Genomic DNA, 23,756 nt, shown 5'->3' on the forward strand with positions numbered 1-23,756 from the left:
GCTATCGATGTTTTATTTCATGCTCCGGTTCAACATGAATGAATACTTGCGCCCGGCGGAACGCCGCCGTAATCGCCTGCTCGATGTTATCGCATAGTTGGTGCGCCGAGTCTATGTCCATCTTGGAGGGGACCACGAGATGGAAATCGACATATTCGACGGGACCGGAACGCCGGGTGCGCAAGTCATGGAACTCAATATATTGTCCTTGATAAGATTGAATCACTTGCACAATTTCTTCTTCCTCTTCATCGGTCAAGCGTGCATCGAGCAGCGGAGGGAAGGATTCCTTCATTAGCTTGTACGCCTCTCTCATGATGTACAGAGCCAGAATGATGCCGATGATCGGATCCAATATCGTCCATCCTGTCAAGGCGGCCAGCAACAGGCTGCCTCCGACGCCTAATGATGTATACACATCGGTAAGCAAATGCAGCGCATTGGATTTCATGGCAACCGAATTCAGCTCTGATGCCGCTTTGCTTACCCGGCGCGATACGAAGAAATTGATTCCAGCCCCGACAAACATGACGAAGACGCCCAAGTAAGGAAGCTCAATTGGCGTAGGCTCGAACAGCTTATGAACACATTCATAGATAATCCAGGCGCCCGCCACAAAAATAAGCAGCGTCTCAATGGTTCCCGAGATGTTCTCCACCTTGCCGTGACCATAAGGATGGTTCTTATCTGCTGAACGGCCCGACAGCCGCACCGAGAAAAAAGCGATCAAGGAAGCCGCCAAATCCAGGGAGGAGTGGATCGCTTCCGAGATGACGGCAATCGAGCCGGTAAAAATGCCCACGATGAGCTTCAACAAGACGACGAAGGCATTACTGAGCACTGATAAAATAGCTATTTTTGGACCATTCATATGCATCACAACCCCAAGCTTCGTTATTGTTCATATACAATAACAAACGAAAGTCGAGTGGGTCTACAGAAACCTTTTTTCATACTCGCCGTCATGTAGCCTACATTAAAAACTGTTGCTCCTTCACAAAACTTGACGGGTACCGCCATTTGATGCCTCTTAGCTTTTGCCAGAGGGGTTCTTCGCTTGTCCGGGTACGCTTCCTTTGCTTTTTTCCCATCGGAAGATCTTATTCAATCCCTTGAAAATGAGTCTGGATTCCTTCGTCAGCAGCGGTCCCAAAATGGCAAGAATGAGCACATACAGTGCCGCGAACGGCTGGAGCAGCTCAAGCAGTCCGCCGGATCTGCCAAGGTTCGCCATAATGATGGAGAACTCGCCGCGCGATACTATGGTCAGCCCGATATTGGCCGACGCCTTGGGAGACAAGCCCGCGCTCTTGCCAGCGAGCATACCGGCAAGGAAGTTGCCGAACAATGTCACCGCAACGGCTCCCACCGACAGCCACAAAGCTCCGCCGAGCGCGGAAGGAACGATGGTCAGTCCGAAGCTGAAAAAGAATAACGCGCCGAAAAAATCACGGAACGGCAAAATCATCTGTTCGATTCGTTTCATGTGCATCGTTTCAGCGAGTATGAGCCCGGTCAGAAGCGCGCCGATCGCTTCAGCTACATGAATCGTCTCCGCGAACCCGGCCACGAGGAATAAGAAGCCGAATACGAGCAGCAAGAACAATTCATTGGAGCGGATGTTGAATACCTTATTCAGAAGAGGCGCAGCTGCGCGTCCGACAATCAGCAAGAGAAGCATGAATCCTAGAGCGTACAAGGCTGACAATATTACGCCGCCCACAGAGGACGAGTCGCTGAGGACCAACCCGGACAGGACGGAGATGTATACCGCGAGGAAAATGTCCTCGAACATGATGATTCCCAAAATCATCTCGGTCTCGGGATTGGCGGTTCGCTTCAAATCAACGAGCACCTTCGCCACGATCGCGCTGGATGAAATGGTCGTAATGCCGGCCATAACCATCGTTTCCTCAATAGGGAAGCCGTTGACCCACCCATAGAGCAAGCCTAATGTGAAGTTAATAAGGATATAGATGGTTCCGCCCATGACGATGGAGCGGCCTGATTTCATTAAGCGGCCGATCGAAAACTCGAGCCCCAAATAGAAGAGCAGAAAAAGCACGCCAAGCCGTCCCATAAAGGCAATGACCTCCGCGCTCTCGATAAATCGGAAGTCGAATGCGCCAAAATGGGGCGCATGCGGGCCTACGGCCATGCCGACCAAAATATAAAAAGGAATGACCGAAGTCCGAATGCTGGCCGCGAGCAGTCCAACCAGGGCAATGAGAATAACAGCAAGTCCAACTTCCAGTACGAGATGATCCATGATCAGCGTCTCCCGGTTTGCAGCAGCTGCTTCAACTGCTTCAATTGGTGGCGTTCGCCCGCGACGACGAGGATGGTGTCTGCCTTAAAGATATACTCCGGTCCGGGATTGATATGCTTGGCGCCTTTCTCGATGGCGGCAATAATCGTGACTCCCGCCGTCTGCCGGATATTCGCCTCGCCAATCGTGCTGCCGATACAAGCTGCGTCAGGCGCGACTCTGTACCATTCAATCGTCAAATCCTCTAACGCGACATCCATCGTCTCCAATGCCTTCGGCCGGTAAGTCATTCCGCCGACGATGGCGGCAAGTTGTCTTGCTTCTTCATCCTCAAGCGTAACCATGGATGTGCAATCATCCTGATCAAGGTTATCAAAATGATACACTTCACGCCGGCCGTCGTCATGGATGACAATGACCAGCCTGTCGCTGCTTTGCGTGACCATTTCGTATTTATGACCGATGCCTGGCAGATCGGTTTCTTTAATGTACATGCTCTCAACCTCCTCAATTGCGGTTAGTGTGTGAATAAAGCAGGGATTTTAATCAGGAAATGGGGGAAATGGAAGCGGACGAGCCATCCGTGCCATAGGGTTAACATTAACGAGCTGGCAAAAATGTCCTTGACTTATGAACTGGGAAAATGTTACGATTCTTATCGACCGACAGTCTGTCGGGCGTTGTGGAGGTATGAAAAATGGAAATCCCAATAAAAGGAGCGGAATCCAATGACTAAAACAGAAGTGGTTATGCAGGCTGCTGAAGCGGCGATTGGGATGGACAACATTATCGTGGTGAAAGATTTTGTGAAGAAATATGGGGATTTCACAGCAGTTGACAGGGTATCCTTTGAAGTCGAGAGTGGAAGCATCTTCGGCTTTTTAGGACCTAACGGTGCGGGCAAAAGCACCACAATCAACACCTTATGTACGATCATGGAGAAAACTTCGGGCGTGCTGCTCATCGACGGCAAGGATGTACACCGGGATAAAGACAAAGTCCGAAGCGTGATTGGGGTTGTGTTCCAAGATTCCACCCTCGACAACAAAATGACGGTTGAAGAGAATTTGAAGATGCACTGTTATTTTTACGGTTTGCCGAAATCCATTATGAATGAGCGTATTGATTTTGTGCTGGAGATCGTTGATTTGCCGAACTGGAAAAAGGCAATGGCCGGCAGCTTGTCGGGAGGCATGAAAAGAAGAGTCGAGATCGCTAGAAGCCTCCTGCATTTTCCTAAAGTTTTGTTTTTGGATGAACCTACGACAGGGCTTGATCCGCAGACGAGAGCGAATACTTGGGAGTACATTATCAAGCTGCAGAAGGAGAAAAATCTGACGATATTTTTAACGACTCATTATATGGACGAGGCTGAAATTTGCAATAAAGTAGCTGTTATGGACCGCGGCAAAATTATTGCGTTCGATGAGCCGCATGCATTGAAGCAGCGATACACCAAAGACAAAGTTCATATCGCTAGCAGCGACGAGCATGCATTAGAAAAGTTGTTACAACATTTTGAGATGAGCTATGAGAAAAAAAACGGTTACTTCGCCGCAGAATTTACCCGTTTATCCGACCTGCTGGACATCGTCAGCGAACATCGGCCGGCGATTACCGATATCGAAATTAAAAAAGGTACCTTAAACGATGTGTTTCTCGAAATTACGGGCAAGGATATAAGGGGGTAACTGGGGATGCGCATTGTGGCGGCGATATGGTTTCGCAATGTCAAACTTTTTATCAGAAATCGTGTGCAATTGGTTTTAATGCTGATTATGCCGTTTTTTTATTTATATTTGTTAAGCGCCGCTTTTGCAAGCACATCGGTAACCAATCCGGTACATTATGTGCTGGCTGGTATTGTGATCATTGTCGTGTTCCAGACATCGCTGAATATCGCAACCTCGACGATCGAAGATATCGTGTCCGGTTATATGAAAGAAGTGCTTGTTAGCCCTGTTAAGAGAATTCAGATTGCGGCCGGACAAATGCTGGCCTCGGCAACGATTGCTACGTTCCAAGGGATTATGATTTTGATCATCGGGTATTTTATCGGTATGACCTATTCATCCATCATGACTCCCTTGGCCATCATCGGCTTTATGATTTTAGTCGGACTTGTCTTTTCGGCGTTCGGATTATTTTTAGCGACATTAGCCAAAAATTCGCAGACCTTTCAGATTGTCTCGGTCGCGGTTACAACGCCGTTCACTTTTTTATGCGGCGTGTACATTCCGCTTCGTTTGCTGCCCGACGGCTTGCAGTTTATCGCGTTGTTTAATCCGATGACCTATGCCGCGGCATTTTTCAGAGCGCTTAGTTTAGAAAAAATGTCTTTGCCGCCAGACGAGTTAGTCGCCGAACAGCTTGCATTTAAAGTAAGTAATATCGTGATAACTCCTCAACTTGGCATCCTCTTTATCATTTCATTCGGGATCTTATTTTTATTGCTCTCGACGATTGCCTTTGCCAAAGTTGACTTTTCCAGAATGAACCGGGCGCAAGGTACTAAAGATATTTTTCAGCAGTAGAAAAAGGGGCAATGCGGACCATGTTTCGCTATGTTTACACGTTAACGAATTCGCGGTCCGCATACTGCCCCTTTAAACCTTTCAGCTTCTCGTATTTATCGCCGCGCTAATGATTCCTATACCAATGGCGGAACATGCGATCCCATTTCTCGTTATATTCCGTAACCCTCACATTTATTGATAGGTACCTCCATTTTCCGTCCCGTGAACCACCAGATCGGCTCTTAGATGGGGGAGGTGCTTCACCATATAGATGTCCTCCGCAACCATCCAGTTGTTCACCCACATGTCGCGCGCTCCTTCTCCGTCTCTATCCAGTCCTCTCGACAGTCTCGTCTCTCTTGGACAATCGACCCATATCGTAACATCGTATTGCTTCGCCAGTTCGTCCCGGATGGAATATACTCCTTCCACAATGACCACCCCGCCCACCGGAACCGTATGCCATTCCGCCAACGTATCGGTGTCCCAATCATACCGTTGGTAGCGGCCTTCCCGGTCTTGGCTCAGTGGGGCCAGCACTTGGCGGCGCATGCGCTGCCAATCGACATCCGCGCCGACAGGCTTCTGCATGGGGGAGCCTTCGACAATGTGAGCGGATGGCAAGTAAAAATCGTCCATATGCACAATGGTAACCTTCGGACATTCCGCCGCTAATGCAGATGCGAGGGTGCTTTTGCCGGATCCTCCGCAGCCATCGATTCCGATGACCAGGGTCGCATGTCTGCGCGGCACGATGTCTATCGCTTGAATCAACTGCTCGATCGTTTGAAATGCGCTTTTTTTCATGACAAACTCCATCTGTCCCTCCATTTTCCGGTTTACGGCGCGAGTTAACCGCCTTTGACTGTCGCCAATGGCTTGCATCTTGCCACGACGCCGGCAAGACCTGCTCCGACGACGCTCTCGATAATCTGTTCCACATCCTTGTAGGCTTGCGGCGCCTCGTCAATAATCGATTCCAGCATGCGCTGGTTCACGACGACCTCGTCTTCCGTCCCCGCTTGAAGCGAAGCTGCGAACTCGTCAACCGTTACGAGCTGCTTCGTGGCGCTGCGTGAACGGACGCGCCCCGCGCCGTGGCAGATGGAGTAGTAGTTGGCCGCGCCGGTGTCCCGGCCGGCCATGAGGTAAGACGCGCTGCCCATGGAACCCGGGATGAGCGCCGGATGTCCCGTCGCCGCATACGGCTTTGGATTGTCCGGATGATGCGGCGGCAGCGCGCGGGTCGCCCCTTTGCGGTGCACGAACATGCGGCGTCCGTCATGGCTCTCTTCCCATGCATAGTTGTGCATCAAATCATACAGCGTCGTCATCTCGACCTTCGGCCCGAGCACATCGCGGAACGCTTCGCGAATGCCGAATGCCATCAGATGGCGGTTCACTACGGCATAGTTCAGCGCCGAATACATCAGATGGACATAGCGCTCTGCAACCGGCTCCGCCAGCGGGGCGAAGACCAGCCTTGGATCGGCCGTCCCGGCTCCGGCTGTGCGCATCCATTGCGCCATCTCCTTGCTGCATTGCTGGCTGACGGCGCCGCCCCAGGCTCGCGATCCGGAATGGATCATGATGATGACCTGGCCGTCGAACAATCCCCAAGCTTCGGCCGTATCCCGGTTCGACTCCTCGATCTCCACCGCCTGGATTTCGGCGAAGTGGTTGCCGCCGCCGAGCGTTCCAAGCTGGCGGTGCGCGCGATGCCATGCAACGGCCGGCATCTCGTTCAGCATTTCCGTGTCGAACCCGAATTTGCTATGCTCCACATGGGTGAGGGAGGTCATTTTTTTCGGCGTATACGAGTCCGGCACATATTTTTTGGGCAAGCCATGAAGCCCTTTGACCAGCACATGCTCCAGGCGGATGTCCGAGAAATGGCCGCGCGCATGAGAGTCGACCGGAACCAGCTTCTCGATCGCCTTCACCAGCTTGCGCCGCAGCTTCACATCCTGCAAATCGTCGCGGTGCACATTCGTCAGATGCACCCGCATGCCGCATCCGATATCGCTCCCCACGATAGAAGGGGAGACATAGCCATCGCTGGCGTTCCAGACCGCCGTCGTGCCGATGCAGGTGCCGACACCGACATGGACATCGGGCGTATAGCTCATATAGACGCGGTTCGGGATTTGCAAATTATTGTTGGCCATTTCAAATACTTTGGCCCCCAGCTCTTGATAGAGGGCGTTATTGGCATAAACATGGAGCGTGCCCGCAGGCAGCTCGACGGTGCGGTAATAGCACTCTTGAGGCGGCAGATCACTGCCATATACAAAATGATTCGTATGCATATATTTTGTAATTCCTTTCTCATTTCCCATTCGATTTATTGAATAATACAAAATAAAAAGACCGCAGACTCTCGTCCTGCGGCCATTTGATCATAAGAAAAAAGCCACAGACGTCATCGTCTATGGCTAGCAACCGATATAAGCCTCCCCGCGAGGGGATCAACCGATTATCTTGTTCTCACTCCGTAGAGGCCGACGAGAGACTGTTCCCAATCGATATGCAGTTGCAGTGCAGCAGCTTGATTCCATGTCATCTTCATCAACCTCCTTTTCCAAAATATACATTCATCTTAAAATGGCACCGCCATCGATGTCAACCTTTATTTTTCTCCACGAATGCTTTGACACAATCTTCGCATACGCATGCTTGCCGGCGCTGTTCCGCCGGTATCTGCTTCAGCAGCTCCTGGGGAACGGAGCGCTTCATGCACCAGCATTCGGTATGAGGCCGCCCGGCCGCATATGCGCAATGATTGGGCTGTCCGCATAACGGACAGCGTTGAGGATCGATTAGAACGGTATTCATATGTATATACACCTGCTTCGGAGAAATTTGTGCGTCTGTACCAAGTATACCAGAATGCGCCGATTCCAAATACGGCACTGATCACTGCTAACCGATAGTTACCCTCATTTACAAGCCCGATCGCTGCCGCGCATGTTTACTTTCGCTATCATTGATGATACTATGTACCAAATAATAAACGCGATGAAGAGAAGAGTAGATGAATGAGGAAGCTGTACAGAGAGCTCCGGCAGCTGAAAAGGAGCAGGATTCCCTTCGTTGAACCAAGCCTCTGAGCGGCGCATCGGAACGGGTTGCCGGGATGGTGCGACAGGAGCTCCTGTTACAGAGCTAGGGTATAAGCATCCGATGCGGCTGCCGTACCTGATGAGGCGGATATAGCGATATATCGGCGAACCGGGGTGGCACCGCGACAGCAAATCTCGTCCCCAAGACAGCAGTCTTGGAGGCGGGATTTTTTTATTTTCTGCAAGAAGAACAAAACATTAAAGGAGGTTGTGCATGATGAGTCATGGCAAAGAAACGGCGGAAGCCGCCAATTTTTTGGCGAAGCTGGTGAGGGACGATATGACACAAGGGGAATATCACAGGCCGATCGCCACCAGATTTCCCCCGGAGCCGAATGGATATTTGCATATCGGGAGCGCGTATGCGATTCATGTGAACCATTCTATCGCGAGCAAGTATAACGGGGCGTTTCATCTGCGATTTGATGATACCAATCCGCTGAAGGAGGATATCAAATATGTGGATGCGATCCGGGAAGACATCGCGTGGCTGGGATATCAACCGAAGGTGTACTTCGGCTCGGACTATTCGGAACAAATTTATGAATGTGCCGTCAAGCTGATTCGCAAGGGGAAAGCCTATGTCTGCGAGCTGACGCCGGAACAAATGACCGAATTCAGAGGGACATTGACTGAGCCGGGGACAGATAGTCCGTTCCGCAATCGGCCCGTGGAGGAGAACCTGCTCTTGTTCGAACGAATGCGAAAGGGAGATTTCCCGACTGCATCCAAAGTGCTTCGCGCCAAAATCGATATGTCCTCGCCCAATCTAAATCTGCGGGATCCCGTGCTGTACCGCATCGTGCATGCGGAGCACTATCGGACGGGCAATGACTGGTGCATCTATCCGATGTATGATTTTGCCCACCCGATTCAGGATTGGATCGAAGGAATTACCCATTCCTTCTGTTCGGCCGAGTTCAAAGACCATCGTCCGCTGTATGAGTGGGTGCTCCGTGAGCTGGAAGCTTCGGAACCGCCGAAGCAGCGGGAATTCGGGCGGTTAAGTCTGTCCGGAATGGTGACAAGCAAGCGGTATTTGCGGGAACTGGTGGAAGGGGGCTTCGTCGACGGCTGGGACGATCCGCGGCTTCCGACCCTCCGCGGGCTGCGGCGCAGAGGGGTCACCCCTGACAGCATCGACCGATTCATGGAGGAGATCGGGATATTGAGACAGAACAGCGTAGTGGACTCCGCCATGCTTGATCATTTTATCCGTCACGATCTGAAGGAGAGAACGATCGGCTATATGGCTGTGCTGGATCCGGTGAAAGTGATCATTACCAATTATCCGGCCGAACAGACGGAATTGCTCCTCCTCAAAAACAAGGAAGGCGATGAAGCGATGGGAAGCAGGGAGGTTCCCTTCTCCAGAGAGCTGTTCATCGAGAAGGAGGACTTCATGGAGCAGCCGATTGCCGGGTTCCACCGGCTCTCTCCGGGAACGGAGGTGCGGCTGAAGGGGGCGTACTTCATCCGGTGCGAGCATGTGGTGAAGGATCCAGACACGGGAGAGATTCAGGAGCTGCACTGTACCTATGATCCCGCGACCAAGAGCGGGTCCGGCTTCAACGCCAGAAAAGTGAAAGCGACGCTTCACTGGGTGTCTGCGGCGCATGGCATTCCGGCGGAGGTTCATGTGTACGATACGCTGCTGCGGCCTGGCGCTGCGCTGCAGGAGTCGGGAAATCGCTGGGAGGATCTGCTCAATCCTCATTCGCTCGTCATCATGAAGCATGCGGTGCTGGAGCCCGCCTTGAAGGATGCTTCCGCCAATGAAAAAGTTCAGTTCGTGCGGCACGGCTACTTCTGCCTCGATACGAAATATACGAAGGCGGACAGACGCGTGTTCAATCGGATCGTCTCGCTCAAAGATTCATGGAAAAGGGAAAGATAGGCTTCTCCCCCTAAAAAAGAGGAGTTGCCGTTCAGACTATATTTCCCTTATAATGGACAGCACAAGGGAGGTCGGTAGAAATGGCAAATCAGTTTGCCGGAATCGGCAGCGACTCATGCAAAGCCTAATATTGGGGCGATACTTTGCATGGGGCGGACAGCGATCATAAGGACATGTCGCCCGCGAGAGCTTGATATCGTTTCTAATAATGGGCTTTGCACCTTATTTCCATTCCATCATAAATAAGGGGCTGAAAAGCAATGTTACAACCATTTATTAGAAACCATCAATATAACTTGATTAAGAAGCAGACCGATCTGCTGCAGCACGCCTGCAACACGGTGACCGATCCGAAAGTCGTGGAATCGGTAAGATACAGCGCGCTCACCAAAATCGTCGAAGCGTTCCCGGATGCGGAAGAGGCGCAAAAGCAAGTGCTGGAGAAAATCTCGGCGCTTCATTCAACGGTGGAATTCCAGGACTATTTGGAATCGCTGGCGCCGTACATGGCGGAATTTGCGCCCGTGACGGAGAAGCAGTTCAGGAAGCTGTTCCCGAAGATCAAAAAGTTGAAGGTTCCCGATGCCGCCGCCATCGATTTCCGCTATGTCACTTATGTTGGCTGGACCGACATTGCGACGAATCGAATGTTTTTGGTATACCATCTGAATGGCCAGCTTGTCGGCATTGAGGGAAGATATACCCCGACGAGCAAGAAGAGCGTATGCTTTTTGTGCAACCGGCATCAACAGGTCGCGTTATTCTCGGCTGTTACCAAGTCGAAGCCGGCCAACGCTTCGCCAGATTACTACAAAGCAATCGGCAACTATGTATGCGTGAATAGCGACGCCTGCAACAAGCACATTATGAATGTCGGCACATTGGAGAAATTTATAGGCAACGTTCTAGGTTGAACGTATCGATACAACAGAGAGAGGCTGCTGGAGCATATCCGGCGGCCTTTTTTTATGCAATCTGCAAATAAGGCAGTCATCGGTATAACAATAGGCGCAGAAGAGGGATACTGAAGTAATCGGTGAATCAATAGGTGAGTTCCCGTCCTTGCGGCACGTCGTGACCGCGTGACAGTTCATTATCCAAAGGAGCATCTATCATGGCAGTCTCTCCACAGCGGCGCATCCAGCTGCATGGCTTTAACAATCTGACGAAATCATTAAGCTTCAATATGTACGATATTTGTTATACGAAAACAAAAGAAGAGCGTGAAGCTTATATCGAGTATATTGATGATCAATATAATGCGGACCGGTTGACAGAGATATTGAACACGGTATCGGATATGATTGGCGCGAATATCGTCAACACCGCCAAGCAAGATTATGTTCCTCAAGGAGCGAGCGTGACCATGCTCGTATCCGAGGGGCCTGTAATTGAGGTTCCCCGGACAACAACCGAGGCAATTCCCGAGCCGCTTCCCGAGTCGGTGGTTATGCAGTTGGATAAAAGCCATATTACGGTCCATACCTATCCCGAATACCACCCGAATGAAGGGATCAGCACCTTCAGAGCGGATATCGATGTAGCCACTTGCGGCGAGATCTCGCCATTGAAAGCGCTGAATTATTTGATTGATTCTTTCGATACCGACATTATGACAATAGATTATCGGGTGCGGGGATTCACCAGAGATATGGATGGCCGCAAATTATATATCGATCATGATATCCGTTCGATACAAGACTATATTGACGATCGCATTCTCCAGCAATTCGATCTGATCGATGTCAATGTGTATCAAGAGAACATCTTTCATACCAAGTGCCGGCTCAAAGCGTTCGATCTAAATAACTATTTATTCGGCTATTCCAAAGCGGAAATAACAGCAGAGGAACAGCAGTCCATCACGAACAAAATTAAAACGGAAATGGATGAAATCTTTTTTGGCATCGCCTCCTTGCATTCCTGAAGCCATAAAAGCAGCTTGAGCAGCCGCTCACGCCGCCTTTGTGGTTTTTTCTCTTTTTCATACGAATTTTCGGTGTGATAAATATCACACTCGAAGTGTACACTAAGCAAAACTTGGACTGGGATAAGGAGGTAATGGAATGTCAACCATAGCCCGGGAACTGGACTCTCTCATCATTGGAATTGACGTCGGTTCAACGACGGTCAAAGCAACCGTGGTGGATCCGGACAGCAAGCAGATCGTATGGTCGGATTATCAGCGCCATCATACGAAGCAGGCAGAAAAAGTGTTGGAGCTGCTGGTGGCCATCGGCAACGAATTCCCGGATGTGAAGCCGGAAAATATCCGTGTCTTCGCGACGGGCTCCGGCAGCGGACCTGTCGCTCCTCATATTGGCGCGAAGTTCGTGCAGGAGGTCAATGCGGTCACGATGGCCGTGGAGCATCTCCATCCCGATGTCGGAAGCGTCATCGAGCTCGGGGGACAGGATGCGAAGATTATCATTTTCAAGGAAAACAAAGAAACGGGCAATAAGCAAGCGCTTACCTCCATGAATGACAAATGCGCATCAGGTACAGGCGCCACGATCGACAAGTGCATGATCAAAGTAGGGATGCCTGCAGACGAAGTAGGCAGGCTGTGTTTTGACGATTCGAAATTGCATCATGTCGCTGCCAAATGCGGTGTCTTTGCCGAGACGGATATCGTGAATCTCGTAAAAAGCGGCATTCCATCGGGGGAAATCATGTGCTCGCTCGCGGATGCCATCGTCATGCAAAACCTTTCCGTGCTTACGCGGGGCAACACGCTGCGGCATCGTGTCCTGCTGCTGGGCGGGCCGAACACCTATTTGCCTTTCCTCCAGGAATGCTGGCGGTTGCGAATTCCTCAGACCTGGAAGGAACGGGGCTATGAATATCCGGCAGATGTGCCCATCGACAGCTTGATCTTCGTGCCGGAGAATTCGCAGTATTATGCGGCTTACGGCGCTGTCCTGTACGGGCTGCATGAACCGGCGGATGCCGGCTTATACACGGGATTGGAGATGCTCAAGGAGTTCATCGCCCACGGCCGCAAGGCCAAGCTGGGCGAGAAGGCGGGCCCGCCGCTGGTGGCGAGCGAGACGGAGCTGGAGCAGTTCCGCCGGAGCTACCGCATCCCTAAGTTCACTCCCGCCACGTTCGAACCGGGACAGAAGGTAAGGGCGGTCATCGGATTAGACGGCGGATCCACTTCGTCGAAAGCCGTGCTGGTCGATGAACAAGGAGATATTTTGCTGAAAGAATATCAGTTGTCCAAAGGCAATCCGCTGGAAGATACGAAAGAAATGCTGAAGCGGATCCGGGATACGCTGATGGGGCAGGGGGCCGAGCTGGAGATCATCGGCTTCGGCGCTACCGGCTACGCAGCAGACGTGCTGGAAAAAACGCTGCGTGCAGACGTCAATATCGTGGAGACGGTCGCGCATATGATGAGCGCCGTTCACCAATTCGGCGACATCGATGTGATCTGCGATATCGGGGGTCAGGATATCAAGGTTCTCTTCCTCAAAAACCGGGACATTCGCAATTTCAAGCTGTCCAATCAATGCTCCGCCGGCAACGGAATGCTCCTGCAAGCGATGGCGGATCAGTTCGGCATTCCGGTTCAAGAGTATGCAAATACGGCTTTTCATGCCGATTTGAGTCCCAAATTTTCATACGGCTGCGCGGTATTCCTCGATGCGGACCGGGTCAATTTTCAGAAGGAAGGGTATTCGAAGGAGGAATTGCTCGCCGGACTCGCTCTCGTCCTGCCCAAAAACGTATGGCAGTATGTCGTGCAGATTCCGCGGATGTCCGAGCTCGGGCGCAAGTTCGTGCTGCAGGGCGGAACCCAATACAATCTGGCAGCCGTCAAGGCCCAGGTCGACTATATCAAGGAGCGGGTTCCCGATGCCGAGGTATATGTTCATCCTCATCCGGGAGAAGCGGGGGCGATCGGAGCCGCCATGGAAACGCTGCGCGTCGTGAAGCGGCGGGGGTATTCCGGCTTCCTGGGCCTGGATGCCGCTATCGATCTGCGTTATGTCAGCCGCAACGATGAATCGACCCGCTGCAATTTTTGCCCCAACCACTGCAGCCGGACGTTTATCGATTCCGAGACGCCGGACGGCATGACGGCCCGTTATATTAGCGGGTTCTCTTGCGAGAAAGGGACGGTGGAGGATCAGGAAGCGGTCTTGAAATTAACGAAAGAGCGGCAAGCGTTGAAAAAGCATTATCCGAATCTCGTCGAATATGAAGCGCGGCGCATGTTCCAGCATTTCTACGATGCGGAACCGCTTCCGGAGGCGGGGCTGGAGGTGGAGGACATCCTGATGAAACGCCGCTTGTTCGGCTTTGGCATGCGCAAAATACCGAACCGGCGCCCGTTCGCGCGCTCTTCCGCCGAGTCGATGGAGCGCCGCCAGCGGATCCGGATCGGGATTCCGAAAGTATTGAACATTTGGTCCACCGCACCGTTCTGGCGGACCTACTTCGAGGCGCTCGGCATCGATAAGCGCAACATTGTATTCAGTGATAATACGAGCGAGGAAATGTGGCAGGAAGGCGGCAAATATGGTTCGATCGATCCTTGCTATCCGTCGAAAGTGGCGCAGGCTCATGTCCATAATCTGCTGTTCAAGCACCATGAGTCCAAGCCGCTCGATTACATCTTTTTCCCGTGCATCACGCATATTCCGACCCATCTTCACCATGTAATGGACTCGTCGAGCTGCCCGATTGTGGCGGGCGCTCCGAACGTGATCAAAGCTGCCTTTACCAAGGAGGTCGATTTTTTCGAGACGAGAGGAATCACCTACCTGGATCCGGCGGTTACCTTCACCGAACCGAACATGCTGAAAAAGCAGCTGTTCGAGGCATTCGCCGAGAAGCTGCAGATCACGGAAGACGAGAGCGATTTTGCCGCTGAGCAGGGGTGGAAGGCGATGGATCGGTTCGATGCTGACATGCAGGCGAAGGGCCGGGAGATTCTGGAGCAGATCGAGCAGGAAAACCGCCTTGCCATTCTGATGATCGGGCGGCCTTATCATTCCGACCCCGGCTTGAATCACGGCGTGCTCGAAGAGTTCCAGGTGCTCGGCTACCCTGTGTTGTCTATGCGATCCATTCCGAAGGACGAGGCATGGCTGCAGCGCTTTTTCAGCGAGGATCTGAAGAGCGGCCGAGTAGAATATGCGCTCGAAGTAAGCGATGTATGGCCTGAAAATTTCAGCTCCAACAGTGTGCAAAAAGTATGGGCGGCGAAGTTCGCCGCGCGGCACCCGAATGTGGCGGTGTTGGACTTGTCCAGCTTCAAATGCGGTCATGATGCGCCTACCTACGGGCTGATCGAATCGATTATATCGACGGCCGGGACGCCGTATTCGGCGCTGCATGATATCGACGCCAATAAACCGGGCGGCTCGATCAAGATCCGGGTGAAGACGTATGCGCATAGCCTCGGTCTGCATGAAGAGCGGCTGCAGGATCTGGCCCGCAAAAAGGCGGAGCTGCAGCAGCGGCTGGATCAAAAGCTCGCTGAGCTCACGGGCAGAAAACCGGGAGATCAAGCCGAGAAGGTTATATAACATTCAATGATAACGAGGGAGTGACCTAGAGTATGTCTGTTGCGGGCAGTAAGAAAAGAGTCAAGGAACAAACGTCTATCGAGGAGACGCTGCTGAACTTTCAGAAGGAGGAGGAAAAGGCGCTGGGCCTGGATCAGCAGACGGCGAGCCAATGGTTCGATCCGGTACCGCGCCAGTTCTTGGCCAAGGACAAAGCGACGACAACCCTTCTCTTCGGGGGCTTGACGATGGCTCACGATTATTTGGTCGAGGGCGCGCTGACAGGGCTGGGGTATCGGGTGAAGCATATGGATTGTCCGGACAATGAGTCCCTGCGCTTTGGCAAAGAGTTCGGCAATCGCGGACAGTGCAATCCAACCTACTTCACGGTCGGCAATCTGATCAAATATTTGCATCACCTGCGGGATGTGGAGGGGAAATCCAAGGAGGAGATCATCTCCAGCTATTTGTTCGTCACGAGCGGTTCCTGCGGCCCGTGCCGCTTCGGCACCTATGTTACGGAGTACCGGAAGGCGCTGCGCGATGCGGGTTTCGACGGGTTTCGGGTACTCATTTTTCAGCAGACGGACGGGTTGAAGCAGGCGACCGGCAGTGAATCGGCATTGAAGCTGGATACCGCGTTTTTTCTCAGCTTTTTGAAGGCCGTGCTTCTGGGTGACATCTTGAATGCGCTCGCTTATCGCATCCGCCCTTATGAAGTGGAAGCCGGGGCGACGGATGCTGCGCTGGAACGGTGCAAGCGGTATATCTATGAAGCGCTGAGCGGGCGCCAACGGCTGCGTCCGGCTCTGCTCAAATCCCGCCGGGAACTGCAGGCCGTCCGGGTAGACCGGACCAAGGTCAAGCCGAAAGTAAGCATTATCGGGGAGTTCTGGGCGATGACCACCGAGGGGGACGGGAACTATCAGCTGCAGCGTTTCCTGGAAAATGAAGGAGCCGAGGTCGAAGTGCAGTCGATGACGGCGTGGATCTTGTTCCTGATCTGGTCGGGGCGCTTCGATACGAAGGAGCGGATGACGCTTCGTCAAGCCGACTCGGGGAGACATGGCCTGGAAGGGAAAAATCCGCAGAAGCGGCTGCGGATGCTATGGCTCGCCGATCGCGCGCTGCGGGTCATGTTCCACGCGTATGCGAGGACGATTGGCCTGTATCACTATCATCTGCCCGACATGGAGGAGATCGCCCAGGTGGCCCATGAGCACTACAACAATCATCTCCGGGGCGGAGAAGGCCATATGGAGGTCGGCAAGCTGATCTTGAACGTCAAGAAGCGGAAGGTGAACATGACGATCTCGGTCAAGCCGTTCGGCTGCATGCCATCTTCCGGGGTATCTGACGGAGTTCAGTCGTTAATTACCGAGAAATATCCCGACGCGATCTTTTTGCCGATCGAGACGACGGGGGACGGGGCAATCAACGTGTACAGCCGGGTGCAGATGATGCTGTTCAAAGCCAAGCAGGCGGCACAGCAAGAATTTGACGAGGCATTGTCGAAAAAAAGCATGACTGCGGCTCAGCTGCAAAAAATAAGCGATCGTTCGCGCTTTACCCGTCCGCTGCAGACAAGCCGTCATGTCGTCGCTTGCACAGCGGCGAACGGCGTCTATGGGGTTCCTCGGATATTCAACGGGTTATCTTTGCGGCGAGCGAAGCGGGTATGTAAGACATGATTGGGGCTGTCCCATGGGTCAATGAAAACTGAAGGGGGCCGGACGGGACCGTTGCCTCCTGGGGTTTGAACATGTGGAGGGAATTGCTGCTATTTTACAGGAATTTCGGCTCAATGAGTCCACATCCCGAGGAATTGCTGCAAATATACATCATTTTAGGCCCTTTTGCTTCAAGTCGAAGCGAAACGGGTGAAATTCCTGCTGTTTTGCAGGATTCTCTTTCTGGGAAAGTCGTCCATATCGAATTGCTGTATTTGCGCAGGATTTCGCTTACTGAATAGGTGTAGAAATCGTTCAGTTTTGCAGATTTCGCTTACCGAATAGGCGTGTCTGGAGAAATCGTGCAGTTTTCAGGCCGTTGGAAAACCCCTGTTTTTACGAAGGGGGTGGAGATTGTCCATTTTCCTACTCAAAACTCGGCACCCATAGCGTTTTAAACCGATTTTTTCTACGGAGAGACGAGATCCACCACATAAAAAATGAAGTGTCAAAAAATCCCTTGGACTTTCTCAACAGCCTGATATGTGCAGGAATTTTCGCGATTTCAGCGGCTATCTCATGCCATTCCTGCAAAAGTACATCAATTTCGCTGATTTTTGCTTTCAATCCATTGGCATAGCTGAAATTCCTGCTGTTCTGCAGGAATTCCTTTAACGGAGGAAACTTCACAAGGGGAAACTGTAATTTTGCAGTTTTTTTGGCAAGTCGAGCTGTGAGAAGCAAGTGGGGTTGTCTCCGTGTAGCTAAAAACTACAGATGGGACAGCCCCGTTGTGAATGCTCGCGCTCAGTTCATACGGGCAATCGATCAGCCTAGGCTGGAACATCCAATCTCGGAGATTATCGTTGACAAAAATATAATTAGGTGCCATACTATGTTCATGTCCAATCACAAAAACATGTCACATGCCAATGATGCCGTTCCATCGCTTATTCAATCCAAGCGCCAGATCGAACGCTATAACCTGGACGTCGACGCCCAGGCCATCCTGGTCGCAGCCAGACTGATGGAGGCCGGCTCCAAGCTTGGACAAGCCGCAGAGCTTCATTTCTCCCGCTTCGGCTTATCGACAGGGCGGTACCGTCTGCTGGCGGACCTTGAAGATAACGAAGGAGAAGAGCTCCCTTCGCAGTTGGCGGAGCATCTGGGGGTTACCCGCGCTACGGTGACCGGCCTCATCGATACCCTTGAGCGGGATGGTCTTGTCACCCGCCGCACCAGCTCCAGAGATGGCCGGCAGAGATCTGTCGTGCTGACGGAGCAAGGGGAGAAGAAGCTTCGTGACATGGCTCCCGACCATTTTGCATGGCTGGAAGCCATGGTCGGCTTGCTTACGGTGGAAGAACGCAGCGTATTTCTCGATCTGCTGGGCCGAGTAACCCAAGGCATCTCGGGGCTTGCGAATGAACCGAGCGAATCATAGGAACATGTCAGGAAGTTGGAAAACGGGCTAGTGCAGCTAGCCCCTTTTCACTCCCATATAGTTAGGAACCTAACTATAATTCCGGCAAACGACGATATTCCAGAGGAAAGGATGACACCAAGCATTGAACAAGATGGAATACACAAGCAAGACAGAAGAGGCTTATGGCATCAAGGCTGCGGGAACCGGTACGAAGCCATTCGTGCTGTGGCGGGAAGTGGCCATGGCCTATATTGCTCCTGCCATCATGGCCGGCATTGGAGGCTTGGTCACCGGAGCAAGAGATCTTCAAATCGCGGCATTGACCTCGATCGGCGGAACGTCCGCCCTCGCAGCCTGGATGATTGGACACTGGCTGCAGAGACGAGGAGGACATCAACGATGGATCATCCGTACCCATCGCTTGACTGTGACGGGGCTGTTCGCCTTGGCGGGGGCTGCGCTTGGCCTATTCGCGGCATGGCTGACCACGTGGTACGCCGGCGGCCCCTTGCCCTGGCTCAGCCGGCTATGGTTCGATTTCCCGATGTCGGCGGCGATTGCATGCACGACGATCACATGGCGGTGGCATCCTGCCGCCCGCCAACATGCGACACACAAAGGAGAGGGTAAAAAATGATAGCGATTATTGGAGCAACAGGAACGATTGGAAGTGCGTTGGTACAACGTCTGGCTGAACATGGCGCGCCCGTCCGGGCGCTGAGCAGAGAGCCTGAGAAGCTGCGTCATCGATTAAGCCAATGGGGCATGCCGCCGATCGAGGTTGCGGCGGCCGACGCTTCCGACCCGGAATCGCTGCGCCGGGCGTTTGCGGGAGCCAGCCAGCTCTTTCTTGCCATGTCGAATAGCCCGAGACAGATCGAATGGGAGACTTCGATCATTCATACGGCCGCCGAAGCTGGGATCGGGCACATTGTGAAGATATCCAGCCCGGCCTATGATCAAGGTGCTCCGGTGGAAGTGGCGCGATGGCATCATGAGATCGAGAACGTCCTCCGCCATTCCGGAGTTGCGCATACGGTGCTGCGCCCTTATGCGTTTATGCAAAACTTACTCCGCTCGGCAGAAACGATCGCCGCCCAACATGCATTCTTCGGTTCGATGGGGGATGCGGCCTGCAACTTCATTGACTGCCGGGATATCGCCGATGTGGCCGCCGAGGTACTGACTCATCGCGAGAAGGCCGGACAGATATATTCATTGACCGGCTCGGAAGTAGTCAGCTATCCGCAGATTGCGGACAAACTGTCTGCCGTGCTGAAGCGGCCGATCCGCTACATCAACATGGCTCCGGAAGAGCAGCGGGCGGTCTTGATTGAACACGCGCAGATGCCGCCTTGGCTCGCCAGCCATGTCGTCGAAATTCAGGCCATGTCCGTGGCGATTCCCGAGAAGCCTACGGATACGGTGAAGCGGTTGCTCGGCAGAGAGCCGCGAACGATGGACGCCTTCCTGCAGGAAAACGCGGACAGGTTCCGGTAAGGGTTCGTCCAGAAAAATGAAATTGACCTGCATGGAATTGTCAGGGGCTGCAACCGGCCCCTGATTTTTTTGACATATGCCCTCTGTACTCCGATGCTTATCCCCCCAAGTAATATCCAATTTTTCTTCAGCTTTGTCTGTAGACAGAATTTTCTTCAGTTCTGTCTTCATATCAGAAGCAACCCTTTCATTTCCGTCACATTGATAGCGGACGAGCCCGTAATCCTGTAATATGATCATGGACGATGTGATCAACAAGCGGCCATACGCGATGATCTGCAGCGGGATCGGGCTTGTCCCGAGATGAGACCATGTTATCAATGACCGCAAATTACGTTGTGGAGACGGTGAGAAGATGGAAGGGATTCGCGTGCTTATAGCCGATGACGAACAAGAAATACGAGACTTGGTGAAAAAGTATCTGGAACGAGAAAGGTATCAGGTCGATACGGCGGCCGATGGAGAGGAAGCCCTTCGCCTGTGCGAGAGCCGTAAATATAACTTCATTCTGTTGGATCTGATGATGCCGAAAATCGACGGCATTGAAGTGTGCAGGAGATTGCGCAATATGACGAATATTCCGATCCTGATGCTGTCGGCTAAGGACCAGGAGATAGACAAAATTTTGGGGCTTGGCATCGGCGCGGATGATTATATGACGAAGCCGTTCAGCATCAATGAATTGGTTGCGAGAATCAAAGCCCATTTGAGACGGTTTTTGGTGCTGGGCAGCGAGGTCCATGGCAGCGCGGACCAGGAGGAGCCGCTCATCCGGTATAAAGGCTTGACCATCGATTTGAAAAAATATTCCGCGGCGATAGAAGGGGAAGAGATTGCGCTGACGGCCAAAGAATTTGAGCTGTTGAAGTTTTTGGCCTCCCATCCGGAGCAAGTATTTACGAAGACGCAAATCTTTCGCCAGGTGTGGGGCAGCGCTTATGTGGAAGATGATAATACGGTGATGGTTCACATCCGCAAGCTCAGAAAAAAGATCGAAGCCGACCCGTCCGATCCGAAATGGATCCAGACCGTGTGGGGAATCGGGTACAAGTTCGCAGGTGAAAAAGATGAAGCGTGACAAAACGCTCCTTCTTCTCGGCGCGCAATTATTGCTTATGACGGGCCTTATTGCGATAGAGGCAACGAACCAGTCCCAAGTCTTCCTGCGCGGGGCTTTATTTATTGCGGTTGCGGTGATCACGGTCATTCTGCTGCTCATGCGTCTCCGATTCCGGGCGAAGCTGACGGGCATGACCGCGGCGCTGAAGCGGGCAAACAGCGGAAATGTGAACACCCGCCTGCTGGCGAATGACGATCCGCTCATCAATGAAGTCATATTCGCGATCAATGAGCTGATTGAGCAATTGGATAAAATCCGGGTCCAGACAATCAAATCCGAGGCGGCGAGAAAGAGTCTTTTGTCTAATATTTCCCATGATATACGAACACCGCTGACCTCGATTATCGGATATGTGGATGCCCTGAAAGATGAAATTGCGGCCTCGCGCGAAGAAAAGCAAGAATATATCGGCATCATTTCGAGGAAAGCAACGGCCTTGAAGCAATTGATCGATGAAATATTCCATCTGGCCAAGCTGGATGCCGATGAAGTTCCGCTGCGGCCGGAGACGCTGGATTTGGCCGAAATGGCGCGCGAGGCGGCCATTGCGTTTTTGCCTGAGCTGAAGCAGGCGGACATGAAGCTGACCGCATCCATTCCGGAGGAAACATGCATGGTTACGGCAGATCGGCTCAGCCTGGAGCGGATCCTAAATAATATAATGAAAAATGCGGTCCAGCACGGACGCGAGGGACAAGCATTGGGCATCGAGCTGACGGAAGAGGGCGAATCGTATCATCTGACCATATGGGATAGGGGGCAGGGCATCCCGGAAGATGAATTGGTCAACGTGTTCGAACGGATGTACCGGACTGAGCGGTCGCGCAATCCGATGTACGGGGGAAGCGGCCTGGGGCTTGCCATCGCCAAGGCGCTGGCCGAGAAAAACAGCGGGAAAATAAGGGCGGAAAGCGAGCCGGGACAAAGAACCGCATTCACCTTCTCCCTCCCGAAGCACAGTTAAGAGTTAATTAAGAACGGATTAAGAGACATTTAAAACCGCCTGTGTATCATAGAGCTATAGGCCGATGAAGATATCGCGCCGCAGCAGGAGGTGCAGCAATGACCGCAATTATTACAACGACCCAGTTAACGAAGGCCTATGGCGATCAAATCGCGGTGGACAACTTGAACATGACGGTGAAGCAAGGACAGATTTACGGCTTTCTCGGCCAGAATGGCGCAGGCAAAACGACGACCATTCGCATGCTGCTCGGGTTAATCAAGCCGACGCACGGAGACATCGAAATGTTCGGAGAACATCTGTACGCCAAGCAGAAGGAGATATTGAGAAGGGTAGGCTCTATCGTCGAATCTTCAGGCTTCTATGAAAACTTGACCGCCCGGGAAAACCTGCTCATCAATGCCAAGCTTATGGGGGTTCATAAAAAGAATGCCATCGCAGAAGCGCTCGAGATCGTCGGGCTGCAGCATGAGCGTGCCAAGCTGGTCGGCAAATATTCCTTGGGAATGAAGCAGCGGCTGGGCATTGCCCGCGCCATCCTTCATCATCCGGAGCTGCTCATACTCGATGAGCCAACCAACGGCCTGGATCCGATCGGCATCAAGGAGATCCGGAAGCTCATTAAGTCACTAGCCGAAGAACGAAACATTACGATTCTGATCTCGAGCCATATTTTATCCGAAGTCGAGCAATTGGCGGATCATATCGGAATTATTCATCAAGGGAAGCTGCTCGAGGAGATCTCCTTCGCCGAGCTTCGGCGGCGGAACCGAAAATATCTGGAGTTCCAGGTCTCGAATGATAATCGGGCGGCTATGCTGCTGGAACAGCATTTCGCCATGTCCGATTACGAGGTGCATGACGGGGGGATCATCCGGGTGTACTCGCATATCGGTCAACAGGGGCAGATCAATAAGATGCTGGTTGATCATCAGATCGAAGTCACGAGAATTGCATTGAGCGAAGATGGATTGGAAGATTATTTCATCCAATTGATAGGGGGCGGGACGATTGGTTAATTTGGTGTACACCGAGCTTCTGAAGCTGAAGCGGGCCAAAATGTTCGTGGTCAGCCTGATTGGAGCGGGCGCGGCCCCGGCCATGGTCTGTATCGGCTATCTGGATTACATGGCCAAAAAACCCGGCATGCCCGTCTTATTCAGCGAGGCATGGTCGCAGACCAATCTGTATACGACCCTGCTTATCGGGACGCTGCTGTACGGCGTCATCACCGCCTATCTGTTCAACCGTGAATATGCGGAAGACACTGTGAAAAATCTGTTGACCATCCCGGTGTCCAGAACCGGTCTCATCGCCAGCAAGCTGGTGCTGCTGTTCTTGTGGATGATGATCCTGACCTTTACGTCGTGGGGACTGACATTCATCTTCGGATTGCTCGCGCAGTATGAAGGCTTGACTGCCGGCGCCGTTCTGCAATCGCTGAAGGAGTTTTTCATCGGGGGAAGTCTGCTGTTTCTTTTGTCGACCCCGACGATGTTTGTCTCTTTTTTGTTCAAAAACTATGTGCCGACCATTATTTTTACGGCCGTGATTACGATGGGGAACGTGGCGCTGGCCAACCGGGAATATAAGGCGATCTTTCCGTGGTCGGCTGTGCATGTAATCGCGGAGAACGGCTTCGTCCCTGCTTATCCTCCGCTCTATTCCTATGCGGTGATTATTGCTGCCGCGGTCATCGGGCTGGCGGCCACGATCGTGTACTTCAACAAAACGGATATTCATTAACGACAAA

20 protein-coding genes and 1 other annotated feature are annotated in these 23,756 nt (G+C 52.4%); of the genes, 14 read left to right on the top strand and 6 right to left on the bottom strand.

Going from position 1 to position 23,756, the window contains the following annotated elements:
* Window position 1 precedes the first annotated feature (1 nt).
* From FLT43_RS01555 to FLT43_RS01565, 3 genes are all read right to left on the bottom strand, one after another.
* Window positions 2-871 (bottom strand): cation diffusion facilitator family transporter, encoded by an 870-nt coding sequence (locus FLT43_RS01555; RefSeq protein ID WP_087443948.1) that lies wholly within the window; start codon window positions 869-871, stop codon window positions 2-4.
* 159 nt (window positions 872-1,030) lie between these two features.
* Window positions 1,031-2,269: a cation:proton antiporter gene (locus FLT43_RS01560; RefSeq protein ID WP_087443649.1), complete on the bottom strand. Its 1,239-nt coding sequence runs from the start codon at window positions 2,267-2,269 to the stop codon at window positions 1,031-1,033.
* 2 nt (window positions 2,270-2,271) lie between these two features.
* Window positions 2,272-2,763 carry a cation:proton antiporter regulatory subunit gene (locus FLT43_RS01565; RefSeq protein ID WP_087443648.1) on the bottom strand — a complete coding sequence of 164 codons (492 nt, stop codon included), beginning with the start codon at window positions 2,761-2,763 and terminating at the stop codon, window positions 2,272-2,274.
* Between the two features lie 234 nt (window positions 2,764-2,997).
* Between FLT43_RS01565 and FLT43_RS01570 the strand changes: the two genes are divergently transcribed.
* The gene (locus FLT43_RS01570; protein WP_307719682.1) at window positions 2,998-3,960 is read left to right on the top strand and encodes an ABC transporter ATP-binding protein; all 963 of its coding nucleotides are present in this window, start codon (window positions 2,998-3,000) and stop codon (window positions 3,958-3,960) included.
* A gap of 6 nt (window positions 3,961-3,966) precedes the next feature.
* The gene (locus FLT43_RS01575) at window positions 3,967-4,803 is read left to right on the top strand and encodes an ABC transporter permease (protein ID WP_087443647.1); all 837 of its coding nucleotides are present in this window, start codon (window positions 3,967-3,969) and stop codon (window positions 4,801-4,803) included.
* Window positions 4,804-4,977: 174 nt separating this feature from the next.
* Here the strand turns inward: FLT43_RS01575 and FLT43_RS01580 are convergent, their stop codons facing one another.
* The 3 genes from FLT43_RS01580 to FLT43_RS01590 all read right to left on the bottom strand — a co-directional run bounded on the left by FLT43_RS01580 (window position 4,978) and on the right by FLT43_RS01590 (window position 7,620).
* Entirely contained in the window at window positions 4,978-5,604 is a 627-nt protein-coding gene (locus FLT43_RS01580; protein ID WP_087443646.1) for a uridine kinase family protein, read from the bottom strand.
* A gap of 32 nt (window positions 5,605-5,636) precedes the next feature.
* Window positions 5,637-7,094: an RtcB family protein gene (locus FLT43_RS01585; RefSeq protein WP_087443645.1), complete on the bottom strand. Its 1,458-nt coding sequence runs from the start codon at window positions 7,092-7,094 to the stop codon at window positions 5,637-5,639.
* 313 nt (window positions 7,095-7,407) lie between these two features.
* Entirely contained in the window at window positions 7,408-7,620 is a 213-nt protein-coding gene (locus FLT43_RS01590) for a cysteine-rich CWC family protein (RefSeq protein WP_087443644.1), read from the bottom strand.
* Window positions 7,621-7,794: 174 nt separating this feature from the next.
* Window positions 7,795-8,053: a binding site (T-box leader), on the top strand.
* 71 nt (window positions 8,054-8,124) lie between these two features.
* Here FLT43_RS01590 and FLT43_RS01595 point away from each other — a divergent pair.
* The 12 genes from FLT43_RS01595 (at window position 8,125) to FLT43_RS01650 (ending at window position 23,749) form a co-directional block, all read left to right on the top strand.
* Window positions 8,125-9,804 carry a glutamine--tRNA ligase/YqeY domain fusion protein gene (locus FLT43_RS01595; protein ID WP_174818150.1) on the top strand — a complete coding sequence of 560 codons (1,680 nt, stop codon included), beginning with the start codon at window positions 8,125-8,127 and terminating at the stop codon, window positions 9,802-9,804.
* A 260-nt stretch (window positions 9,805-10,064) separates the two neighbouring features.
* Entirely contained in the window at window positions 10,065-10,718 is a 654-nt protein-coding gene (locus FLT43_RS01600; RefSeq protein ID WP_087443642.1) for a FusB/FusC family EF-G-binding protein, read from the top strand.
* A gap of 200 nt (window positions 10,719-10,918) precedes the next feature.
* Window positions 10,919-11,731: an adenosylmethionine decarboxylase gene (gene speD / locus FLT43_RS01605; protein WP_087443641.1), complete on the top strand. Its 813-nt coding sequence runs from the start codon at window positions 10,919-10,921 to the stop codon at window positions 11,729-11,731.
* Between the two features lie 139 nt (window positions 11,732-11,870).
* Entirely contained in the window at window positions 11,871-15,344 is a 3,474-nt protein-coding gene (locus tag FLT43_RS01610) for a BadF/BadG/BcrA/BcrD ATPase family protein (RefSeq protein WP_087443640.1), read from the top strand.
* Window positions 15,345-15,376: 32 nt separating this feature from the next.
* Window positions 15,377-17,014, top strand: coding sequence for a 2-hydroxyglutaryl-CoA dehydratase (locus FLT43_RS01615; RefSeq protein WP_087443639.1), 1,638 nt, complete (start codon window positions 15,377-15,379; stop codon window positions 17,012-17,014).
* Between the two features lie 880 nt (window positions 17,015-17,894).
* Window positions 17,895-18,437, top strand: a complete 543-nt coding sequence (locus FLT43_RS01620) for a MarR family winged helix-turn-helix transcriptional regulator (RefSeq protein ID WP_087443946.1) — start codon at window positions 17,895-17,897, stop codon at window positions 18,435-18,437.
* Between the two features lie 133 nt (window positions 18,438-18,570).
* On the top strand, window positions 18,571-19,056 hold the full coding sequence (locus FLT43_RS01625) for a hypothetical protein (RefSeq protein ID WP_087443945.1): 486 nt from the start codon (window positions 18,571-18,573) through the stop codon (window positions 19,054-19,056).
* Window positions 19,053-19,919, top strand: a complete 867-nt coding sequence (locus tag FLT43_RS01630; RefSeq protein ID WP_087443637.1) for an SDR family oxidoreductase — start codon at window positions 19,053-19,055, stop codon at window positions 19,917-19,919. The genes FLT43_RS01625 and FLT43_RS01630 overlap by 4 nt, the downstream gene beginning before the upstream one ends.
* A gap of 355 nt (window positions 19,920-20,274) precedes the next feature.
* Window positions 20,275-20,997: a response regulator transcription factor gene (locus tag FLT43_RS01635; protein ID WP_087443636.1), complete on the top strand. Its 723-nt coding sequence runs from the start codon at window positions 20,275-20,277 to the stop codon at window positions 20,995-20,997.
* Window positions 20,987-22,003 carry a sensor histidine kinase gene (locus tag FLT43_RS01640; protein ID WP_087443635.1) on the top strand — a complete coding sequence of 339 codons (1,017 nt, stop codon included), beginning with the start codon at window positions 20,987-20,989 and terminating at the stop codon, window positions 22,001-22,003. Before FLT43_RS01635 ends, FLT43_RS01640 begins: the two co-directional genes overlap by 11 nt.
* A 98-nt stretch (window positions 22,004-22,101) precedes the next feature.
* Window positions 22,102-23,022 carry an ABC transporter ATP-binding protein gene (locus FLT43_RS01645; RefSeq protein ID WP_087443634.1) on the top strand — a complete coding sequence of 307 codons (921 nt, stop codon included), beginning with the start codon at window positions 22,102-22,104 and terminating at the stop codon, window positions 23,020-23,022.
* Complete coding sequence (locus FLT43_RS01650; RefSeq protein ID WP_087443633.1) at window positions 23,015-23,749, top strand: ABC transporter permease; 735 nt, start codon at window positions 23,015-23,017, stop codon at window positions 23,747-23,749. Before FLT43_RS01645 ends, FLT43_RS01650 begins: the two co-directional genes overlap by 8 nt.
* Window positions 23,750-23,756 lie beyond the last annotated feature (7 nt).

This window comes from Paenibacillus thiaminolyticus (assembly GCF_007066085.1).
GTDB classification, from domain to species: domain Bacteria; phylum Bacillota; class Bacilli; order Paenibacillales; family Paenibacillaceae; genus Paenibacillus_B; species Paenibacillus_B thiaminolyticus.

Coding starts and splice junctions, on each gene's coding strand:
- FLT43_RS01555 (WP_087443948.1), bottom strand. CDS start 871: ATGAATGGTCCAAAAATAGCTATTTTATCAGTGCTCAGTAATGCCTTC.
- FLT43_RS01560 (WP_087443649.1), bottom strand. CDS start 2,269: ATGGATCATCTCGTACTGGAAGTTGGACTTGCTGTTATTCTCATTGCC.
- FLT43_RS01565 (WP_087443648.1), bottom strand. CDS start 2,763: ATGTACATTAAAGAAACCGATCTGCCAGGCATCGGTCATAAATACGAA.
- FLT43_RS01570 (WP_307719682.1), top strand. CDS start 2,998: ATGACTAAAACAGAAGTGGTTATGCAGGCTGCTGAAGCGGCGATTGGG.
- FLT43_RS01575 (WP_087443647.1), top strand. CDS start 3,967: ATGCGCATTGTGGCGGCGATATGGTTTCGCAATGTCAAACTTTTTATC.
- FLT43_RS01580 (WP_087443646.1), bottom strand. CDS start 5,604: ATGGAGTTTGTCATGAAAAAAAGCGCATTTCAAACGATCGAGCAGTTG.
- FLT43_RS01585 (WP_087443645.1), bottom strand. CDS start 7,094: ATGCATACGAATCATTTTGTATATGGCAGTGATCTGCCGCCTCAAGAG.
- FLT43_RS01590 (WP_087443644.1), bottom strand. CDS start 7,620: ATGAATACCGTTCTAATCGATCCTCAACGCTGTCCGTTATGCGGACAG.
- FLT43_RS01595 (WP_174818150.1), top strand. CDS start 8,125: ATGAGTCATGGCAAAGAAACGGCGGAAGCCGCCAATTTTTTGGCGAAG.
- FLT43_RS01600 (WP_087443642.1), top strand. CDS start 10,065: ATGTTACAACCATTTATTAGAAACCATCAATATAACTTGATTAAGAAG.
- speD (WP_087443641.1), top strand. CDS start 10,919: ATGGCAGTCTCTCCACAGCGGCGCATCCAGCTGCATGGCTTTAACAAT.
- FLT43_RS01610 (WP_087443640.1), top strand. CDS start 11,871: ATGTCAACCATAGCCCGGGAACTGGACTCTCTCATCATTGGAATTGAC.
- FLT43_RS01615 (WP_087443639.1), top strand. CDS start 15,377: ATGTCTGTTGCGGGCAGTAAGAAAAGAGTCAAGGAACAAACGTCTATC.
- FLT43_RS01620 (WP_087443946.1), top strand. CDS start 17,895: ATGTCCAATCACAAAAACATGTCACATGCCAATGATGCCGTTCCATCG.
- FLT43_RS01625 (WP_087443945.1), top strand. CDS start 18,571: ATGGAATACACAAGCAAGACAGAAGAGGCTTATGGCATCAAGGCTGCG.
- FLT43_RS01630 (WP_087443637.1), top strand. CDS start 19,053: ATGATAGCGATTATTGGAGCAACAGGAACGATTGGAAGTGCGTTGGTA.
- FLT43_RS01635 (WP_087443636.1), top strand. CDS start 20,275: ATGGAAGGGATTCGCGTGCTTATAGCCGATGACGAACAAGAAATACGA.
- FLT43_RS01640 (WP_087443635.1), top strand. CDS start 20,987: ATGAAGCGTGACAAAACGCTCCTTCTTCTCGGCGCGCAATTATTGCTT.
- FLT43_RS01645 (WP_087443634.1), top strand. CDS start 22,102: ATGACCGCAATTATTACAACGACCCAGTTAACGAAGGCCTATGGCGAT.